This is a genomic window from Stenotrophomonas sp. G106K1 (genome assembly GCF_037969685.1).
Taxonomy (GTDB): domain Bacteria; phylum Pseudomonadota; class Gammaproteobacteria; order Xanthomonadales; family Xanthomonadaceae; genus Stenotrophomonas; species Stenotrophomonas lactitubi.
In genome coordinates, this window is the sequence record NZ_JBBPFR010000011.1 from 87322 (window position 1) to 106476 (window position 19155).

Consider the following 19155-nt stretch of genomic DNA (forward strand, 5'->3'; position numbering starts at 1 on the left):
ACGTGGCACGCAAGGCGGCGGTCACCCCGGCACTGGCACCGTCCGGTGAAGCATCGCTTGCGATGCTCGCCGGCGTCGGTCCGGCCGTGGCCGCCAAGCTGCAGGCGCGTGGCCTGGCCACCCTGCAGGATCTGTGGCTGCACCTGCCGCTGCGCTACGAAGACCGCACCCGGCTGACCCGCATCGAAGACCTGCGTAACGGCATTCCGGCGCAGGTGGAAGTGCGGGTGGTCGCCGTCGAGCGCGGCATGCGCTACCGGCCGATGCTGAAGGTAGCGGTGGAGGATGAAGGGCAGGGTACCTTGGTGCTGCGCTTCTTCCATTTCCGCCAGCAGCAGGTCGGCCAGTTCGCGGTCGGCAATCGCCTGCGCTGCTTCGGCACGCCCAAGCCGGGGCACCTGGGGCTGGAGATCGTCCATCCCAGTTACCGGGTGCTGGGGCGCAATGACGATCCCGATCTCGGCGACCGCCTTGACCCGGTGTATCCCACCGTCGAAGGCGTTGGCCCGATGACGATGCGCAAGCTGATCGGCCAGGCACTTGATCGCCTGCCGGAAGAAAGCACGCTGGAACTGCTGCCCACCGGCTGGCTCGATGGCCTCGGCCTGCCATCGTTGCGCAGCGCGCTGCTGACCGTGCATCAGCCGCCGCCGGATGCAGACCTGGCCGCACTCGCTGCCGGCACCCACCCAGCGCAGCGCCGGCTGGCGATGGAAGAACTGCTGGCGCACCACCTCAGCCTGCGTCGCCAGCGTATTGCGCTGCAGGCGCATCACGCGCCGCCGCTGGCCGGTCCCGGCAAGCTGGCCAAGGCGCTGCTCAAGCAACTGCCATTCGCGTTGACCGGTGCGCAGGCACGCGTGTTCAAGCAGATCCGCGAAGACCTCGCGCGCTCCAGCCCGATGCTGCGGCTGGTGCAGGGCGACGTCGGCTCGGGCAAGACCGTGGTGGCCGCGTTGGCGGCGATGCTGGCGGTGGAGCAGGGCAAGCAGGTCGCACTGGCTGCCCCCACCGAGCTGTTGGCCGAACAACATCTCAACAACCTGCGCGGCTGGCTGGAACCGCTGGGCGTGCGCATTGCCTGGCTGGCCGGTAAGGTCACCGGCAAGGCGCGCGCGAAGGTGATGGAACAGGTCGCCAACGGCGAAGCGCAGGTGGTCGTGGGTACCCACGCGTTGATGCAGGAAGCGGTGGTGTTCCAGGATCTGGCCCTGGCCATCGTCGACGAGCAGCACCGCTTCGGCGTGCACCAGCGGCTTGCGCTGCGCGACAAGGGCAAGGGCGGCAACAACGTGCCGCACCAGCTGGTGATGACCGCCACGCCGATTCCGCGCACGCTGGCGATGTCCGAATACGCCGACCTGGATGTATCGGCCATCGATGAACTGCCACCGGGCCGCACGCCGGTACAGACCGTTGCACTGAACAACGATCGTCGCCCCGAGCTGATCGAGCGCATCGCCCTGGCCTGCCAGGAAGGGCGGCAGGTGTACTGGGTGTGCACGCTCATCGAAGAAAGCGAAGAGCTGGATGCCACGCCCGCGCAAGCCACCTACGAATCGCTGCAGGCGCTGCTGCCCGGCGTGCGCGTGGGGCTGGTGCATGGCCGGCTGAAAGCGGCCGAGAAGCTGGCGACGATGGTCGCGTTCAAGGCCGGTGACATCGACCTGCTGGTGGCCACCACGGTGATCGAAGTCGGCGTGGACGTGCCCAACGCCTCGCTGATGGTGATCGAGAATGCCGAGCGCCTGGGTCTGGCCCAGCTGCACCAGCTGCGCGGCCGCGTCGGTCGTGGTTCGGCGGTGTCGCGCTGCGTGCTGCTGTATCAGGCACCGCTTTCGCAGATGGCGCGCGAACGTCTGCAGACCATGCGCGAAACCAACGACGGGTTCGTCATCGCCGAGAAGGATCTGGAACTGCGCGGCCCCGGCGAACTGCTCGGTACCCGCCAGACCGGTCTGGCCGGTTTCCGCATCGCCGATCTGGCCCGCGATGCGGGGCTGCTGCCGGGCGTGCATGCGCTGGCCGAACGCCTGCTGGCGCAGCAACCGGCGCTTGCAGATCGCGTGGTGCAGCGCTGGATCGGCACGGCCGTGCGTTACGCCGCGGCCTGACTAACCGGCTGGGGTCGGATCCCTTTGCTGAGCAAAGGGCTCTGACCCCGCAAGGGCCAGGACGTGCGCCGCGGACTGGTAGAGCCGAGCCCATGCTCGGCTGCTGTTCGCGCCGCGCGCATGAGTCGAGTATGGCTCGACTCCACAAAAGCCTATCCACGCATGGCGTGGATCTACTGGGCATTTGCTAGACGGCCGGCAACTGCGCCTGAGGCAACCCCGCAGGGTGAAGTGGGATGCGGTCATGACGGCAGTCCTTGTGCGCAAGGCAAGAGGCCCCCACGCGAAGGCGAGGGTGGCGGGCGGTGAGTGGTTGCAATACCGGTGACTGCCTCAAGAACGCCGGCGGGCACGAGGCCCCCACGCACCGCCCGCCATAAAACGCACGGACGGATTGCCTGCCGGACGCCACGCAGTAACACGCGCGCAACGCCGGCAGGCAAGCGTAAACAACAAGGCAGTCAAACGGGATTGCAAGCCCGTGCCATCCGTTGTCGATGGCCCCTCATGATGTCCACGACAGCCCTCGTCGCTTCAATGAGAATCATTGGAAAAGTCGAAAACGCTGCAATTGCAGCGTGGCCCTGCATGCGCAGGTCGATTACGTCATCTTTCCCGATCCCTCCGACATCCATCCACGCATGGCGTGGATCTACCGTGTCGACCAAGGTCGACACCCACCAGGAGCAGGTCATGCGTCCATCCACGCATGGCGTGGATCTACCGTGTCGACCAAGGTCGACACCCACCAACAGCAGCAGGGTCAACACCCACCAATAGCGGGCCATGCCATTCCGGCAGATCGCGGAGAACTGTCGAAGGCGGGGTGGGTCCGGGTTGCGGGGGCGTGAGCGCCATGGATGGCGCGACCGAGCCTACAGGGACGTATTCACGGCGTCCCCCGCAACCGGACCCACCCCGCCGTCCCACGGAATGCCAGCTTTTGCCGTTGCTGTTGCCGTTGCTCCGGCCTCTGCGGGTGCAGGGCGCAGCCCTGCCGAACCCCCATACTTGCAACGGTCATCATCCCGGTCCACACTTCGTTGCCGATCTGAAGACGGCAACGATGACCAAGAAGATCCCGCTGTTGATCGATACCGACCCCGGTGTCGACGACGCACTGGCCCTGCTGATGGCTTTCGCCGATGAACGGCATGACGTGGTCGCCCTGACCATCGCCGCCGGCAACGTAGGCCTGCAGTACACCGTCCGCAACGCCCTCAAGCTCTGCGACATCGTCGGCCGCACCGACGTGCCGGTGTTCGCCGGCAGCCCCGATCCGCTGCTGCATCCATCCGTCGACGCCGCCCACGTGCATGGCCGTGACGGCTATGGCGATGTGGACCTGCCGCCGCCGAGCCGCCAGGCCGACGCCGAGCACGCCGCGCTGGCGATCCTGCGTTTGTCGCACCAGCATGCCGGCGAACTGATGCTGGTGATGCTTGGCCCGCTGACCAACCTGGCGCTGGCGCTGAAGCTCGATCCGACGCTGCCCCAGCGCATCAAGCGCATCGTGGTGATGGGCGGTGCAGTCACCTGCCACGGCAACATCAGCCCCGCTGCCGAATTCAACATCGCCTTCGATCCGGAAGCCGCGCATGTGGTGTTCACCGCGTTCCCGCATCTGCTGGTGTCGGACTGGGAAGCCACCGTTGCCCACGGCCTGCCGCTGACCGAAGCCGAGCAGTGGCTGGGCGCCGATTCCGATCGCGCGCGCTTCTACGAGCTGATCTCGCGCAAGACCCGTGGCCTGTCTGAAGACAGCAAGGGCGGCCGCTGGTACACGGCCGATGCGCTGGCCATGGCCTGGGCGCTGAACCCGGAAGGGCAGCTGCAGGTCGAGTCGCGGCCGCTGAATGTGGAACTGAACGGAACGTTCAGCCGTGGCGCCACCATCGTCGACTGGAACCGCCAGACCGGCCAGCCCGACAACTGCGATCTGCTGATGGCCTACGACCAGGGGCGTTTCCAGGCCCTGGTACGCCAGGCCCTGGGTGCGGACTGAGATCCGCCCCCGCGCACTGGTTGCCCCGGGCGGCAACCAGTGCTTATAATGCCGCTCTTGACCACCAGCCCATTTACGGTGTGAGCCCATGAAGGCCGATATCCATCCGAACTACCGCGACGTCGTCTTCCATGACGTCACCTCCGATTTCAAGATCCTGACCCGCTCGACCATGGCGACGAAGGAAACCATCAAGTGGGAAGACGGCAACGACTACCCGCTGGTGAAGGTTGAAATTTCCTCGGCTTCGCATCCGTTCTACACGGGCAAGCACAAGGTCATCGACACCTCGGGCCGTATCGACAAGTTCCAGAAGCGCTACGCGCGCTGATACGTCGTACCCGGTTCGAACCGACGGCCGCGCTCTGCGCGGCCGTTTGTTTTTGTCCGGCGCCTACCCAACGCGCGTTTGGATGGACGGAACACTGCGTCCTTGTGACAACGCGTTTGCCGATCCCGGCCGCTCGCTGGCAGGGTGTCGGCTGCCTGTCGTCTACGACTTCTGTCTAGCGCCCGGCAAATGCTGCTGTGCGATAATGGTCTGATCCCCGGCACAGGCCGAGGACGTCATTCACGTGCCTGACCAATGCGCTTGGGCAGGCGCCTTCCCATGAAGGAGCGCACACAGTGTCCGATCTTGATCAGGTCACGCTCAACGCCGGCGATAAGTCGGTCGTTCTGCCCGTCATCAAACCCACCCTCGGCAACGACTGCGTCGACATCGCGAAGCTGACCAAGGAAACGGGGTATTTCACCTACGATTCCGGTTTCACCGCGACGGCCAGCTGCAAGTCCGCCATCACCTACATCGACGGCGACAAGGGCGTGCTGCTGTATCGCGGCTACCCGATCGAGCAGCTGTCGGAGAAGTCGAGCTACGTCGAAGTGGCCTACCTGCTGATCAACGGCGAGCGCCCGAGCGCCGAGCAGCTGAAGGCCTTCACCGACGAGCTGGCTGCCGAAGCCAACGTCGATGCGTCGATCAACACCCTGATCGGCAGCTTCGCCAAGGATGCCCATCCGATGGCCATCCTGACCGCCGCCATCGCGCAGCTGTCGGGCATCTACCATGCCTCGCTGGACCTGTCCGACGCCGAACAGCGCCGCCAGGCCGCCGTGCGCCTGATCGCCAAGGTGCCGACCCTGTCGGCGCTGATCTACCGCCATGGCAAGGGCCTGCCGGCCAACAAGCCGGACACCTCGCTGGACTACGTCAGCCGCTTCCTGAAGCAGACCTTCGAGTCGGCCGATGGCAAGTACGAACTGAACCAGGACGTGGTCAAGGCGCTGGACCTGCTGTTCATCCTGCACGCCGACCACGAGCAGAACGCGTCGACCTCGACCGTGCGTCTGGTCGGTTCGACCGGTGCCAACCCGTACGCGTCGGTCGCCGCTGGCGTCACCGCGCTGTGGGGTCCGGCCCACGGCGGTGCCAACGAAGCCGTGCTGAAGATGCTGGAAGAGATCGGTTCGGCCGACAACGTCGAGTCGGCCGTGCTCAAGGCCAAGGACAAGACCTCCGGCTTCCGCCTGATGGGCTTCGGCCACCGCGTGTACAAGAACTTCGACCCGCGCGCGAAGGTCATCGGCGAGATGACCGGCAAGGTGCTCAAGCAGCTGGGCGTGCAGGATCCGCTGCTGGACGTGGCCGTGAAGCTGGAACAGGCCGCGCTGCAGGACGAGTACTTCGTCGCCCGCAAGCTGTATCCGAACGTCGATTTCTACAGCGGCATCATCTACAAGGCGCTGCAGATCCCGACCGAGATGTTCACCGTCATGTTCGCCCTGGGCCGTACCTCCGGCTGGGTTTCGCATTGGCTGGAACAGCAGGTCGACCCGGAAATGAAGATCGGCCGTCCGCGCCAGGTCTACACCGGCCACGACGTGCGCGACTATCAGGGCTGATCGCCCCGCGTAGATTGTGCTGAAGGCGCCCCGCGATTGCGGGGCGTTTTTTTTGTTTCGCATCTGGTAGATGCCAACCTTGGTTGGCGCGTGTACGGCATCCGCCAAAAAATCATCCACGCATGGCGTGGATCTACTTCAGCCCGGCCCTGGTGGCGGCCATGGAATTGTTCCTGAAAGAGGCGTCGGGTCCGGGATGAATGGCTTCTGACACTGGATGTCGTTTTCACATCTTTTCGGATCGATTGCATGGGCATCACATTCGAGGCGATTGAACCTGAAGGCACTTATCCCTGCATGGAGAACCCCATGAGCCGACGACTCACCCTTGCGCCCATCGCCACCACCTTGAGCCTGCTCAGCGCTGGGGCCTTCGCCCAATACACCGGCCCGGGCGCCACCAGTGCCGTCACCACGGTTGCCGAGGCGCGCGACCAGCGTGACGACCAGCCGGTGGTGTTGCAGGGCACGCTGGTGGCCAAGATCGGCCACGAGCGCTACCGGTTCAAGGACGCCAGCGGCGAGATCGATGTGGAAATCGACGACAAGGATCTGCCCAGCCATCAGGCCGTCAGCGCGACCACCGTGGTGGAGCTGCACGGTGAAGTGGATACGCACCGCTTCAAGCCCACCGACATCGACGTGGATCATGTGCGGATCGTCAGCACGCGTTGAGGCAGCGGTAGTGCACCTGTGCGTCGAGCGTAGCTCGACTCAATAAGAGTGCGTGTCTCGCAATGAGGTTTGTTGCAAAGGCCGAATGAGGAAGTTTGCATAACCCTCAAACATTGAACGCCTTCAAAGAATCTCCTTAACGTTCAGTTATTTAGGAATGCTTGAATGGCCGGCGCAGGGTAGGCATACCTACCATTCTCTCGTCGGCCGCACCCACCTCTGCGGACGGCGCTTCCCTCCCTTTCTCCTTGGGGAGGGGAGCTTTCACATCCCCCTGTCCGAGAGAGACAACCATGCACGCCATTTTGAAGAAGGCCACGCTCGCTGCAGCGCTGGCTACCGTTTCGCTGTCTGCCCATGCATTCGACGCCGACATCAAGGTCTGGGCCAACGTCGATCCGACCCTGGCCTTGCTCAAGGCCGATGGCACCGCGCTGGATTCGGTCGTCAACATGGTCCACAACCCGGTCAGTGGCCTGGTGCCGTGGTCGCAGCAGGTGCGCATCTACTCCAACGATGAAGACAAGGACATCGAAGTGCGCGTCGGCGGCACGCCGCAGCTGCTCAACACCGATGGCAGTGGCGCACCGGTGCCGCTGACCGTCAGCCTCAACGGCAAGGCGCTGACCGTGGCCGCGCAGGATTTCGCCGCCTCCGACCTGTTCGACGGCGCGCTGCCCGGCGCATCGATCCCGATGCCGCTGCGTATCGCGCAGACCACCCAGGCGCCGATCGCCAAGGGCGGTACCTACGAAGGCATCGTCACCATCGCCATGCAGCAGAAGACCACCAGCCCGTAAGGCGCCCGCGCCGGCCCGCTTGCCGGGCCGGCCGCTTCCGGTAACACCCCCATGAAATCTCCCGCACCCGCCGTCACCCGGTTGGCGCTAGCGCTCGCCCTGTCGTTGGCCACGCCCCTGGTCGCGGCGCGCGGCGTTCCCGCCGGTTTCGAGGATCTGGTCGAAGGCCAGACCGAACAACTCGAGGTACGCCTGTTCGGTCGTTCGACCGGGCTGGTGCCGGTGCGCGTAACCCTGGAACACGTGCAGCTGGAGTCCCCGGCCGAGGCGCTGCAGGCATTGCAGCTGCCCGCCGAGGCACAGGCCGCGTTGTTGCCCGCGCTGTCGCAGCCGCTGCCGCGCAACAGCCATCTGGCCTGCCGTTACGGCGGCGCCAGCGCCGGTTGCGGTTACATCGATCCCCCCGAGGAGCCCACCGCCGTGCGCGCGCTGTATGACGAAGGCGAGGGCGCCGTGCGCCTGTTCGTCGCCCGCCAATGGATTCCCGGCGAACCGGCCGCCGAGCGCTACCACCAGGTCAGCGCCAATGCCGAAAACGCCTTCCTGCACCAGCACACGCTCAACGTCAGCGGCGGCCGCGGCTACCAGTCGCTGGCTGCGCAGGGCACGGGCGCGTTGGGCGTGTTACAGCGCGGGCACCTGTCCGCCGACTGGACCTTCAGCCAGCAGCACTACCGCGGCGGCCGCGCCAACCGTGACTTCCAGCTGGACAACGCCTACTACCGCCATGACCTGGGGCAGCAGCACTACCTGCAGGCCGGGCGCATGGACCGCCGCAACCTGAGCAGTCCGCAGGGCGGCACCTTCAGCTTCAGCATGCTGCCGATGGATCGCTTCCAGGGCCTGCGCCTGGGTACCACGCAGGCCTACGTGGATGCCGCCGCCGCCGTGCAGGCCACACCGCTTACCGTGCTGCTGGCGCGCGACGCACGCGTGGATGCCTTCGACGGAGAGCGCCTGCTGCAGACCTTCTACCTGCAGGCCGGCATCAACCAGCTCGATACGCGCCGGTTCCCGCTGGGCAACTACACCATCACCCTGCGTATCTACGAGGACGGCGTACTCGTGCGCAGCGAGGACGCGCCGTTCGACAAGGGCGGCGACTGGACCGACAGCAGCGTGCAGTGGTTCATGCAGGGCGGCCGCCGTAACGAGCGCCGCAGCGACCGTTTCAACGACGAGCTGGCAGCGATGGCCGGCGTGCGCGTGCCGGTATCGCGCAACGTGGCAGTGACGGCCGGTGTCGCCGATCTCGGCGGCTTCAGCTATGGCGAGCTGCGGCTGGACCTGCGCCATGTGTTCGCCACCCAGGAGATCCGCGGCACCTTCAGCGGCATGCACGGCAGCGATGGCAGCCGTGGTCAGCAGCATCAGCTTTCGTATCGTCGCCGCGCCTCGTGGAACGTGTACCACCAGCGCATGCGCGGCCGCGCCTGCCAGTTCGAGGACGACGCGCGCGACCGGCTCGGTTGTGCTGATTCGCTAAGCGCCTCGATGGCGCTGCCGGTGGCCGGCGGCAATGCGTATCTGGCCTACACCCGCCGCCAGACCTGGCGCGCAGGCAGCGTGCAGCCGGGGCTGGGGGATGATCCGCTGGCCGCGCTCGACCCGCTGTTGCCGCCATGGATTCCACAGCCCACGCGCGTGCCGCAGCTCAGCCGCACCTGGCAGGCCAGCTACAGCCGCAGCCAGCGCTGGGGCGAGTTCAGTGTCTCCAGCCGCATCGGTGTGTGGCAGCAGACCAGTGGCGGCGGCCTGCGCGATGGCCGTGACCGCGGCATCTATTTCAACGTCAGCCTCAACCGCCTGCAGCGCGGTGACCGCGGCAGTTCGCAGCGGCGCTACGGCCTGGATGTGCGCCAGCCGCAACATGCACGACCGGACATCAACTACAGCGCCGGCCAGACCCTGCGCCAGGAATACGAAGACCAGTACCGCGAAGTGTCCGGCGAACTACGCGGCAACAACAACGAACGCTACAGCGCCACGCTCAGCGGGCAGCTGCAGAACCGCATCGGCCAGACCGGTGCCACGGTATCGCGCTACCAGCACCAGGGCGGCAATGAAGTGGCGTACAGCGCCACCCACAGTTCCGGCCTTGCCATCGGCACACGCGGCCTGTACTGGGGCGCGGGCATCGGTGCCGATGCCGGGCTGGCAGTACAGGTGGATGGCACTGACGACCTGGACCTGACCGGCGTTGCCGCCGAACTGCAGGTGGGTGGACTGCGCCGGCAGCGCCTGAAGCTGGGCGAACGCCGCTTGCTGCCGGTTTCCGCCTACCAATCGCACCGCGCCGAAGTGCAGGACGCCAGCGCACTGGACAGCATCGCGGCCGTGCGCGTAAGCGGCGTGGGCGGCGCGCGCCCGTTGTTCCTCTCGCCCGGGCGGCTGGTGCGCATGCCGGTGCCGATTGAAGTGACCTACACCTTCATCGGCAACGCCCACGACATCGCCGGTGCACCGCTGCGCGGCGCCCGCATTCTCAACGCGCCGGTGCCCGGCACCGGCAGCAACGGAGGCTTCGTGGCCGACTTCCCACGACGCGAAAAGACCCTGTACCTGCTGCAGGACGACCGGCTGCTGCACTGCCCGCTGCAGGTGCGCGAGCGACGCAGCGTGGTGATGCTGGTGGGCACTGTGCAGTGCGAACCGCTGGCCGTAGCGCAGCTGCCGGCCGACATCCGCCACCAGGCGCGGGTGACGCGCCTGCTGCAGGAGCAGGCATTGATTGCCGCCACGCCGCAGACGGCAGCAGCGGGAGGTGCGCTGTGAACCGCCGGGTGTGGTGGGTGATGGCAGTGTTGTGTGCGCTGGTGGTGCTGGCGCCGCGGGCGATGGCGCAGCGGCCGCCGGAGACGCATCCGACGAGTGAGCATCGCGACATCGTGATGAGCTGGGATCGCTCTGCGATGCCTGGGGATATCGAGTTGTGGGCGCCGAGGACTGTGCTTGGCTATGAGACAAGTTCGACGCGCTACGGAACGCTGCATCTGACTTGCCGGTCGTCAACAGACGCAGCTCAAGGGCGGTGCCCTACTGTCGGCAATGAGCTCGATACAGGAAGGGGCGCGGTGACGCTTCGTGCCACCGAGAAGCGTTCGGGATTGGTTGAGGAAATACAGCTTCTTGGTTTTCTCGCGAGAGCAATGCCTGGGCGAGCTTGTTCAGTTGACTACTGGAACCAGGCAGAGCTTCCGCCATGGTCTTCCTCTTCAGCTGAGTGTGGGCAGGAGTGGCCGATAGGCACAGGCGCCCATTTGGAGTTGCCGAGTTCCGAGCTTGAAAGACTTGTGGCCGGAACATGGGAGGCAGTTGCTTTCCTTGACCTTCATGAAAGTGTCAACGGCCCAGTGCTCGCGACCTACTCGTTCAAGTTCGACTTCACCATCACCGACTACAACGCAGTCTCCATCTACTTCCCGCTGTTCGATCAGGTCACGCCACACGTCGGCTTGAACCTGCAGTACGACCCGCTCGCACAGACCGTCGGGGGCCGAACTCAACTCGACATGTGCCTGTACGACGGACTGGGCTCGCAGAGCCAGTACCTGGGCGTCACCGTGCGCGACAGCGGGCCACGTCCTCCGGGGCCTTCCGGCTACTCGGTCTGGCACACCGATGGCGGCAGTGATGCCACGCAGCGTGTGGACTACACCATCACCCTCGATCACAACGGCAGCGCCTTGCCCATGCGCAACGGTGTTGAGCAACTGCTGCACGGCATCGATACCGCAAAGCTGCGCCTGGTGCTGCTGCCCGGCATGACGCAGCCGGTGTTCTGCGTGCCCACGCCACTGACGCTGGATACCCCCCGCGTGCCGGTCAGCAGCAAACGCCCCGGCTACTACGACGGCGATCTCAAGGTGGAACTGCGCGTTCCCACTGTCACGCCCTGATTCCCATGGAGCCCCCGATGAAGCCTCTCATTCGCTGCCTGCTTCCCTTGTCGCTGCTGATGGCGGTGCCTGCCCACGCCAACCTCACGGTGCATCCCATGCGCACGTCGGTGGACGTGAAGAAGGGCGCACAGATCCGGATCTATTCGCAGTCCACCCTGCCGCAGTACGTACAGGCCTCGATCAAGCGCATCGTCAATCCGGCCGGTACAGAAGAACACGAGGTCGAGGTCGAGCCCGGCGAAGCGGCCATCGCCATCACGCCCGGCAAGTTCGCGCTGGCCGGTGGTGGCAATCGCCTGATCCGGGTGATTCCGCTGCAGCCGGTCGAGAAGGAAACCGCCTACCGCGTGTACTTCGAAGGCGTGCGTGGCCCTGAAGGGATCGAACGCGCAGGCGAGGGTGAGCGTGCACAGGCCAACATCGGCGTCAGCCTGGTCTGGGGCGCGCTGGTCAATGTGCTACCCGCGCAGCCTGCCATGGCGGTACAGGTGGAAGGCAATCGCCTGCGCAACACCGGCACGGTGCGCGTGGGCATCACCAGCATCGCCGATTGCGATGGCGCGCGCTGCACCGCGCACGACGTGTCGCGCAGCCTGTACCCGGGCAGCGCGCTGGAACTGCCGTTCCCCGTGCAGCCGGGACACACGTTGCAGATGCGTTACCGCCTGACCCGCGATGGCTATCGCGAGCACGTACAGACCCTGGCGCCCAGCGCCGGTTGATTCCCCAGCCCCGCCAGCGGCGCTGGTGGGGTTCTTTCTGACATCCCTGTTAAGGAGATCCAATGAATCGTATCTATCGTCGGCTATGGAACCGCGTTCGGCAGTGCTGGGTGGTTACCAGTGAACTTGGGCGGGCGCGCCGAAGACCAGGCGAGGCCGGACGGGCAGGCGCCGGCATGGTTGTGCTTCTGCTTTCGGCGTCGTCCGGCGTATCGGCCGCAGACCATTTGAGCACTGTGGGCGAAAGTACATTTCGTGATCCTATCGTGTCTCTCACTTCACCCTTCAGTCTGTGGGCGGACTTCGAATTCCTGGGCCCGAAGGACCAGCCCTTCAGAAGTTCAGCTGAAGAACCCGTGCGTGGAGTCATTGCAGGCGCAGGCTATCCACCCACTGTCCATCAAGCTGTTGCTGGAAGATCGTCGATTTCCTACGGGACCCTCATAACCCTCGAGGGCAACTATGCAACTGCCATCGGAACATCCTCAACGGTCAAGGGAGACATGGGTACTGCGCTGGGAATGGGCGCGTATGTCAGTGGCATAGACTCGACGTCCTTGGGGGGCACCGCGGTGGTGAAGGGGGACAAGGGGGTTGCTATTGGACGTGCTGCGCAGGTAGTGACAGGTGCTGGCATTGGTGGAATCGCGCTTGGTGCAAGTGCTCATGCTGGATCGGAAGGATGGACGGGGGCGATTGCCATCGGTGGTACTGCACGAGCTGGCTATGACAGCGTGGCCATAGGATACGAAGCTACGGCCGAAGCTGAAGGATCATTCGCGCTGGGTAGAGGCGCTCGTGCAACATCCACTGACTCCTTCGCATTCGGGAAAGGCGCCGCAACAGCGGGTCTTGGCGCCACCGCAATGGGCGGCTCTGCAAATGCCAGCGGTACCGGGGCGATAGCGATCGGACGTACATCGTCCGTAACGGGCGAGTACGGAATTGCGCTCGGTTATGAAGCCAAGACCCAAAGCACGCACGCAACCGCAGTGGGCAGTCGGGCCAATGCCGCAGGAATTGGCGCAACCGCCTACGGCAACTCGTCATATGTGAGCGGACGTAATGGTATCGCCGTGGGCAGTGGCTCACGTGTTGACAGCGGAAGCTCGGAGGGTGCCATCGCCATCGGTTCCGATTCCCGTTCCGGGGCCAATGGCTACAACGGTGGCGTCGCGTTGGGAGGCAGGGCGAACGCCAGCCACGATAGTGTAGCCATCGGCTACGAAGCTGCTACGCGAGCAAACAACGCGGTTGCGCTGGGGCGCGGCTCGATTGCGTCCGAGGCCAATACGGTCTCAGTGGGGACCAGTGGCGCCAAAAGGCGCATTGTGAATGTGGAGGACGCGCGCCTGTCGACCACCAGTACCGATGTGGTTACCGGCAAGCAGCTCAATTCCACCAACACCAACGTGACCAGAGCCCAGACCGCTGCCGATGCAGCGAAGACGACAGCCGCGGCAGCACAGTCCGCGGCCAACACAGCCAATACCAATGCCAACACAGCTCTGGCAAAGGTCAATGCGGTCAGCGGCTTGGTCAGCCAGGTATCAGCAAGTGGCAACGTAAGGCTGGGTGGCGAGAACACCGGCACTGTGCTGGACGTACGCAACAAGTCCAATGCTGTTCGCGCCATCACCGGTCTGAAGGATGGAGCGCTGAGCACGACCAGCACCGAGGCGGTGACGGGTAAGCAGCTCAACGCCACTAATGCGAATGTCAGCAAGGCGCAGGCTGCTGCCGATGCAGCGGCTGCGCGGCTGAATGCCAGTGCCGTGGCACTGGGCGCGGGAGCTGTCGCGGAGCAGGCCAGCTACGGCATCAGCACGGCACTGGGCAACAACGCCAAAGCCTACAACGGCAAGAGCGTCGCCATGGGCGCGGACGCTCGCGCGACGGTGGATGACGCGGGTAACAAGATCAGTGGCAACGCAGGTGTGTCCATTGGTGCCGGCACCCGCAGTGGCAACGGTGCGGTGGCACTTGGACTGGACGCTGTGGCAACGGGTGACCGTGGTATTGCGGTCGGTCATGAGGCGTCCGGCAAGGGCACGCACGCCACTGCGCTGGGCTTCCAGAGCAACGCGTCGGCCAACCAGGCCACGGCGGTCGGGCGCGGCGCCGTAGCCAGCAGCCTGTATGCCTCCGCACTGGGTAATCAGGCGAGTGCTACGGCGCAGAGCGCGTTGGCCCTCGGTGATCGCGCCAGTGCGACACATGCGGGCGCGGTTGCGCTCGGCAATGGCTCAGCCACGACTGCCACCAATCAGGTGTCGGTGGGCAATGGCTCGTTGAAGCGCAAAGTGGTCAACGTGGCCGATGCCGCCTTGAGTACGTCCAGCAGTGAAGCGGTGACCGGCAAGCAGCTGCATGCCACCAACACCAGCGTGGCTTCTGTGAAGGCGACCGCGGACGGTGCGCAGGCGCGCGTGGCGGTACTGGATGGCCTGGTGGGGCAGGTATCGGCAAGTGGAAACGTGCGGCTGGGCGCAGACAACACCGGTACCGTCGTCGACGTGGCCAACAAGAGTGGTGCCAAGCGCAAGCTCCAGAATCTGGCCAATGGCGTGCTCAGTACGTCCAGCACGGATGCAGTAACCGGGCAGCAGCTCAATGCCACCAATAGCGAAGTGGCCAGCGTGCGCACCGCCGCAACCGCGGCGAAGACGGCGGCCGATGCCGCCCGCGGCGTGGCCGATGGCGCTGTGCAGAAGGCTGATGCCTTGGGCGGACTGGTGGGCCAGGTGTCTGCCAGTGGCAACGTGCGTCTGGGTGCGGAGAACACTGGGACCATCGTGGATGTCGCGAACAAGACAGGAGCCAAGCGACGCATCTATAACATTGCCAACGGCACGCTGAGTGCGGGCAGCACCGATGCGGTGACTGGCCAGCAGCTGTTTGCGACCAATACCACGCTGGAGACGCAGCGACAGGCTTTGGCTGGGCATGCGCAGCAGCTGACGGATCAGGACGGGCGTATCACCGACAACCGGATCGAGCTGGATGCGCTGCGTACGGACTTCGATAACTTCGATCCGGATCTGGATGGCGTGGTCAAGTTCAGTGCTGATCGTCGCCTGGTGGACATGGAAGGTGCGCGCGTATCGGGGGTGGCAGCGGGGGATATCAGTTCTGCCGCCAGTACGGATGCGGTGAATGGCGGGCAGTTGTTTGCGACCAATGTCCGAGTTAGTGAGCTCGAGCGCAAAGGGCGATTCCTGAGCGTTGGTTATGACGATGAGAGCATTGATGCAGATGCCGGTCTGCTTGGGGTTGCGTTGGGCGATTCGGCAAAAGCCTCGTTGGGTTCTGAGGGCGGAGTGGCAATAGGAAGTTTTGCGGTTGCAGGTGCGTTCAACTCAGTCGCGATAGGAAGAGGTGCGGTTGTCGCAGAGGGCGCAGAAAGAGGCTTTGCGTTGGGAGTCGGTTCCAACGTGTATGCAAAAGAAGGCGTCGCTTTTGGTGCATTGAGCCGTGTCGTAGCGGGCGCTGATGGAGCAGTGGCACTGGGTTCCTATTCAATCGCAACCGAAGCAAATACTGTTTCAGTGGGGAACGGCTCTGTAAAGCGGCGCCTGGTGAACCTTGATCGTGGCATTTCCGATCACGATGCGACCACCATTGCGCAGCTCAACGAAGCTCTTGCTGGACTCGGTGGCGGTGCAGGCCTGGATGCTTTCGGGAACGTTGTTGGGCCTGCCTATAGCGTGCAAGGTGGCAAGCAGGACAATGTGGGAGACGCGCTGGCTGCACTCGATGGTGCAGTGGTCAGGTCCGGTAGCCGTGTAGAGAGCATCGAAGGCCAGTTGCGTGCGATGTTCCAACAGTCGCCCTCGACCCGGGCGGATGGAATTGGTCAACTGAATCTGGCAGGTCCGCAAGGTATGGTTCTGTCGAATCTTGCCGATGGGCGTATTGCTGCAGGTAGCCGTGATGCGGTGACTGGTAGCCAGCTGTATGCAGCCAAGCAGGATATCGCTCGAAACAGGAGCGAACTGAACGCACTGCTTGATGCAGGCACATCTGGTGCCTCAACTGCCGAGTACGCATACAGCGTGATCGACTACGGCGGTGCAACTTTGACCGGTGTATCAGATGGCGACCTGTCATCTGCAAGCAGAGACGTTGTGAACGGTGGGCAGCTGTTCTCCACCAACATGCGCGTGCGAAAGCTGGAGCAGACAGGGCGTTTTCTGAGCGTCGGTTTTGACAGTCTGAGCAATGATGCCGAGGCCGGTTTCCTCGGAGTCGCATTGGGCGATTCTGCAAAGGCGTCCGTCGGTTCTGAGGGTGGTGTGGCCATCGGGAGCTATTCGATTGCAGGTGGGCATAGCTCGGTTGCACTTGGCCGGGGATCGTACGTGGCCGATTCTGCTGAGAGAGGGTTTGCCCTGGGCGTTGGTTCGAATGTCTACGCGAATGAGGGCGTGGCCTTCGGCGCGCTGAGTCGTGTGGTAGCAGGCGCTGATGGAGCGCTAGCGTTGGGGTCCTACTCAATCGCGACCGAATCGAATACGGCTTCATTCGGCAACGGGTCGGTTAAGCGGCGTCTGGTGAACCTTGGTCGTGGCACTGGTGGGCATGATGCAGTCACCGTGGCACAGCTGAGAGAGTCGCTCACTGCACTCGGGGGTGGTGCGCTTATCGATGAAAATGGTCGTGTTGTCGCCTCCGTCTACAACGTACAAGGCGGTACGCAGAACAACGTCGGGGATGCCCTTTCCGCACTTGATGGCGCGGTGGTCAAATCTGATAGTCGCATGGACCGCGTCGAAACCCAGCTCCGTTCGGTATTTCAGGAAACGCCCTCCACCCGCAGCGACGGCACCGCCCAGCTCACCCTGGCGGGCGCCAACGGCATGGTCATCTCCAACGTGGCCAACGGCCTGATCGCGGCCGGCAGCCGCGAGGCGGTCAACGGTGGCCAGCTGCACGCTGTGCAGCAGCAGCTCAATGGCCGCATGGATGGTCTGGAGCAGCGCGTGGATGGCCAGCCGCAGTCGCGTGCATTGGCTACGGCTTCGGCCGCGCCCACCGAACAGGTCACGCCGACGCCGGAAGCCAGTGATTCGCCGCAGGTGGCCTCGGCAGGCGAGGGCACGTCGCCTACGCCGCAGCCGAAGACGAAGCAGGACGACACGCCGTCGCCCACGCCACAGGTCGATACCGCTGAACTGGAGAAGATGCTGGCTCGCGCCAACGAGTACACCGATGGTGCCATCAGCAACTTCGAGCGTCGCCTGGACAAGATGGACAAGCGCTTCAACCGCATGGCGGCGATGAGCAGTGCGCAGACGGCCATGGCCATGAACACCGCTGGCTTGGCCACCTACAACCGACTCGGCGCGGGCGTGGGCTACGCCGAGGGCGAGTCGGCCATGGCGGTGGGTTATCAGCGCGTGCTCAACGACAAGGGCTCAGCCACCTTCAGCCTCAATGGTGCATTCACCAACAGCGGTGAACGCAGCATGGGCGTGGGTGTGGGCATCGGCTGGTAAGCCATGGCGCCCCGGTGTGGTGCGCGTAACGAGCCCCGCCGCGCCGGGGCCATTGCAGAGGAAATTGCGATGTACAGCTTCATGAGCCGCTTCATGACCTACCGGCGCTACTACGTCTGGCGCGCCCGCATCCGCTACGTCACCCACGACATGGATACGTGGACGCTGGCGTGCCTGATGCTGATGATCTGCATGGGGTTGATGGTGTGGGGGTTCTGGCGCGTGGTGAACGTGCCGCAGCCGCGCATCCATCCGGAAGCCGCTGCCGTGCGGGTGGAAGTTCTGACCGACGAGGCGATCCATCGCATCGTGCTGGTACGCCACGGCGGCACGACGCCGGGTCATCCCTTCTACAGCGCCGCGGAGATCCGCGGCAGCACCCAGCGCACGCTGCGGGTGCGGCAGACGCTGCAGGACCCGGTAGCGATGAAGCTGCAGGCGGACATGTACGCGGACATCGCCGACTACATCAACGCTACCGGTGCCTGCATGCCTTTTCCCTGCCGCCGCGTGAGTTTCCGTATCGAACAGCTGCAGCGGTCGGGGCACGAGAGTGCTGTACGCAACAAGGCGCTGGCCGAGATCCTGCAGGTGCCGTGGTACCTGGTGCCGAATCTTGATGGCGAACGCATGCGCGTGCGCAGTGGCTGGGCGGATGATTTCCAGGACGTGTACTCGCACGCCTGGAACCTGCATGACCTGCAGAAGATGCATGCGCGCATGATGGCCGAGTACCCGTACCGTGCCGCAGTGCCGTGGCTGGCACGATTGGCAACCCCGTCCGAAGAAAAGCTGATCTTCCCGTAGAGCCGAGCCATGCTCGGCTGCTCTCCGCGCAGATCGCGGCAGCACCGAGCCGAGCATGGGCTCGGCTCTACGCCGGTCATCCGCCGATATAGGCGGTGATCTCCATTTCGGCCAACAACTGCCGCAACTGCGTGGCCGATGCCCGGCGCATGGGCTTCTCATCCACCGGCGACAGCGGCGCCTGGCGCAGGGCGTCGTAGGGCAGCACGGCCAGGTCGAAGGTCAGTTCTTCGGCGCTGAACACCCACACCGGCACGTCCATGTTGCGCTCGCGGTCGAGCCGCAGGCGCCGCGTGCGCGATTCAGCGGGGATGCGGTGCTCGTCCAGGAAGCGATGCACCGCCTCAGGGTCGTCGCTGTGCAGGTGCAGCTGCACGGGGCTGTTGGCGTCGGCGGTGCCGTCCAGCACGGGGCCGGCCAGGCGCGGCGAGAACCCGTGCAGGAACTCCAGCGCGCGCAACGCGGACTCGCGCCGCCGCTGCAGCTCGTTGCCGTGTTGGGGGCCGGAGAACAGCCGCTGGTACTCGCGCAGGGCCTGTTCGATCTCGACGTTGCGGGGCAGCGAGGCATCGTCGTGGATGCCAAGACGGCTGGCGGCCTTGAGCTTGGCCTGGTGGAAGTCGCGGATTCCGCCTTCGGCCATCAGCCGGGCGGCTTCGTGGGCGAGGCGATGACGCCGTTCGCGGGTCTGGCTGGCAGCATGCTGGTGAGCGCGGTGCATGCGATG

12 protein-coding genes are annotated in these 19155 nt (G+C 64.8%); 11 read left to right on the plus strand and 1 reads right to left on the minus strand.

The window, feature by feature from the left end; genetic code table 11:
* Positions 1 to 2 precede the first annotated feature (2 nt).
* The 11 genes from recG to WKB25_RS11855 all read left to right on the plus strand — a co-directional run bounded on the left by recG (position 3) and on the right by WKB25_RS11855 (position 18428).
* A complete protein-coding gene (recG, locus tag WKB25_RS11805) occupies positions 3 to 2114 on the plus strand; it encodes an ATP-dependent DNA helicase RecG (RefSeq protein WP_340570827.1) in 2112 nt (703 codons plus the stop codon).
* Between the two features lie 1066 nt (positions 2115 to 3180).
* Positions 3181 to 4119 carry a nucleoside hydrolase gene (locus WKB25_RS11810; RefSeq protein ID WP_340570829.1) on the plus strand — a complete coding sequence of 313 codons (939 nt, stop codon included), beginning with the start codon at positions 3181 to 3183 and terminating at the stop codon, positions 4117 to 4119.
* Positions 4120 to 4207: 88 nt separating this feature from the next.
* The gene (locus WKB25_RS11815; protein WP_010484049.1) at positions 4208 to 4450 is read left to right on the plus strand and encodes a type B 50S ribosomal protein L31; all 243 of its coding nucleotides are present in this window, start codon (positions 4208 to 4210) and stop codon (positions 4448 to 4450) included.
* Positions 4451 to 4746: 296 nt separating this feature from the next.
* Entirely contained in the window at positions 4747 to 6024 is a 1278-nt protein-coding gene (locus WKB25_RS11820) for a citrate synthase (protein WP_033831906.1), read from the plus strand.
* A gap of 309 nt (positions 6025 to 6333) precedes the next feature.
* Positions 6334 to 6699 (plus strand): NirD/YgiW/YdeI family stress tolerance protein, encoded by a 366-nt coding sequence (locus tag WKB25_RS11825; protein WP_340570834.1) that lies wholly within the window; start codon positions 6334 to 6336, stop codon positions 6697 to 6699.
* A 293-nt stretch (positions 6700 to 6992) separates the two neighbouring features.
* On the plus strand, positions 6993 to 7499 hold the full coding sequence (locus WKB25_RS11830; RefSeq protein WP_340570835.1) for a CS1 type fimbrial major subunit: 507 nt from the start codon (positions 6993 to 6995) through the stop codon (positions 7497 to 7499).
* Between the two features lie 51 nt (positions 7500 to 7550).
* Complete coding sequence (locus WKB25_RS11835) at positions 7551 to 10274, plus strand: TcfC E-set like domain-containing protein (RefSeq protein WP_340570837.1); 2724 nt, start codon at positions 7551 to 7553, stop codon at positions 10272 to 10274.
* A gap of 137 nt (positions 10275 to 10411) precedes the next feature.
* Positions 10412 to 11398: a CfaE/CblD family pilus tip adhesin gene (locus WKB25_RS11840; protein WP_340570888.1), complete on the plus strand. Its 987-nt coding sequence runs from the start codon at positions 10412 to 10414 to the stop codon at positions 11396 to 11398.
* A gap of 17 nt (positions 11399 to 11415) precedes the next feature.
* Positions 11416 to 12123 (plus strand): pilus assembly protein, encoded by a 708-nt coding sequence (locus WKB25_RS11845; RefSeq protein WP_340570839.1) that lies wholly within the window; start codon positions 11416 to 11418, stop codon positions 12121 to 12123.
* A gap of 62 nt (positions 12124 to 12185) precedes the next feature.
* The gene (locus WKB25_RS11850) at positions 12186 to 17621 is read left to right on the plus strand and encodes an ESPR-type extended signal peptide-containing protein (protein ID WP_340570840.1); all 5436 of its coding nucleotides are present in this window, start codon (positions 12186 to 12188) and stop codon (positions 17619 to 17621) included.
* 69 nt (positions 17622 to 17690) lie between these two features.
* On the plus strand, positions 17691 to 18428 hold the full coding sequence (locus WKB25_RS11855) for a hypothetical protein (protein ID WP_340570841.1): 738 nt from the start codon (positions 17691 to 17693) through the stop codon (positions 18426 to 18428).
* A gap of 76 nt (positions 18429 to 18504) precedes the next feature.
* Here the strand turns inward: WKB25_RS11855 and WKB25_RS11860 are convergent, their stop codons facing one another.
* Positions 18505 to 19149, minus strand: a complete 645-nt coding sequence (locus WKB25_RS11860) for a hypothetical protein (RefSeq protein WP_340570843.1) — start codon at positions 19147 to 19149, stop codon at positions 18505 to 18507.
* Between the last annotated feature and the right edge of the window lie 6 nt (positions 19150 to 19155).

Excerpts from the sequence above, each read along its gene's own strand:
- WKB25_RS11810 (WP_340570829.1), top strand. The coding sequence starts at position 3,181 with ATGACCAAGAAGATCCCGCTGTTGATCGATACCGACCCCGGTGTCGAC.
- WKB25_RS11815 (WP_010484049.1), top strand. The coding sequence starts at position 4,208 with ATGAAGGCCGATATCCATCCGAACTACCGCGACGTCGTCTTCCATGAC.
- WKB25_RS11825 (WP_340570834.1), top strand. The coding sequence starts at position 6,334 with ATGAGCCGACGACTCACCCTTGCGCCCATCGCCACCACCTTGAGCCTG.
- WKB25_RS11830 (WP_340570835.1), top strand. The coding sequence starts at position 6,993 with ATGCACGCCATTTTGAAGAAGGCCACGCTCGCTGCAGCGCTGGCTACC.
- WKB25_RS11835 (WP_340570837.1), top strand. The coding sequence starts at position 7,551 with ATGAAATCTCCCGCACCCGCCGTCACCCGGTTGGCGCTAGCGCTCGCC.
- WKB25_RS11840 (WP_340570888.1), top strand. The coding sequence starts at position 10,412 with ATGCCTGGGGATATCGAGTTGTGGGCGCCGAGGACTGTGCTTGGCTAT.
- WKB25_RS11845 (WP_340570839.1), top strand. The coding sequence starts at position 11,416 with ATGAAGCCTCTCATTCGCTGCCTGCTTCCCTTGTCGCTGCTGATGGCG.
- WKB25_RS11850 (WP_340570840.1), top strand. The coding sequence starts at position 12,186 with ATGAATCGTATCTATCGTCGGCTATGGAACCGCGTTCGGCAGTGCTGG.
- WKB25_RS11855 (WP_340570841.1), top strand. The coding sequence starts at position 17,691 with ATGTACAGCTTCATGAGCCGCTTCATGACCTACCGGCGCTACTACGTC.
- WKB25_RS11860 (WP_340570843.1), bottom strand. The coding sequence starts at position 19,149 with ATGCACCGCGCTCACCAGCATGCTGCCAGCCAGACCCGCGAACGGCGT.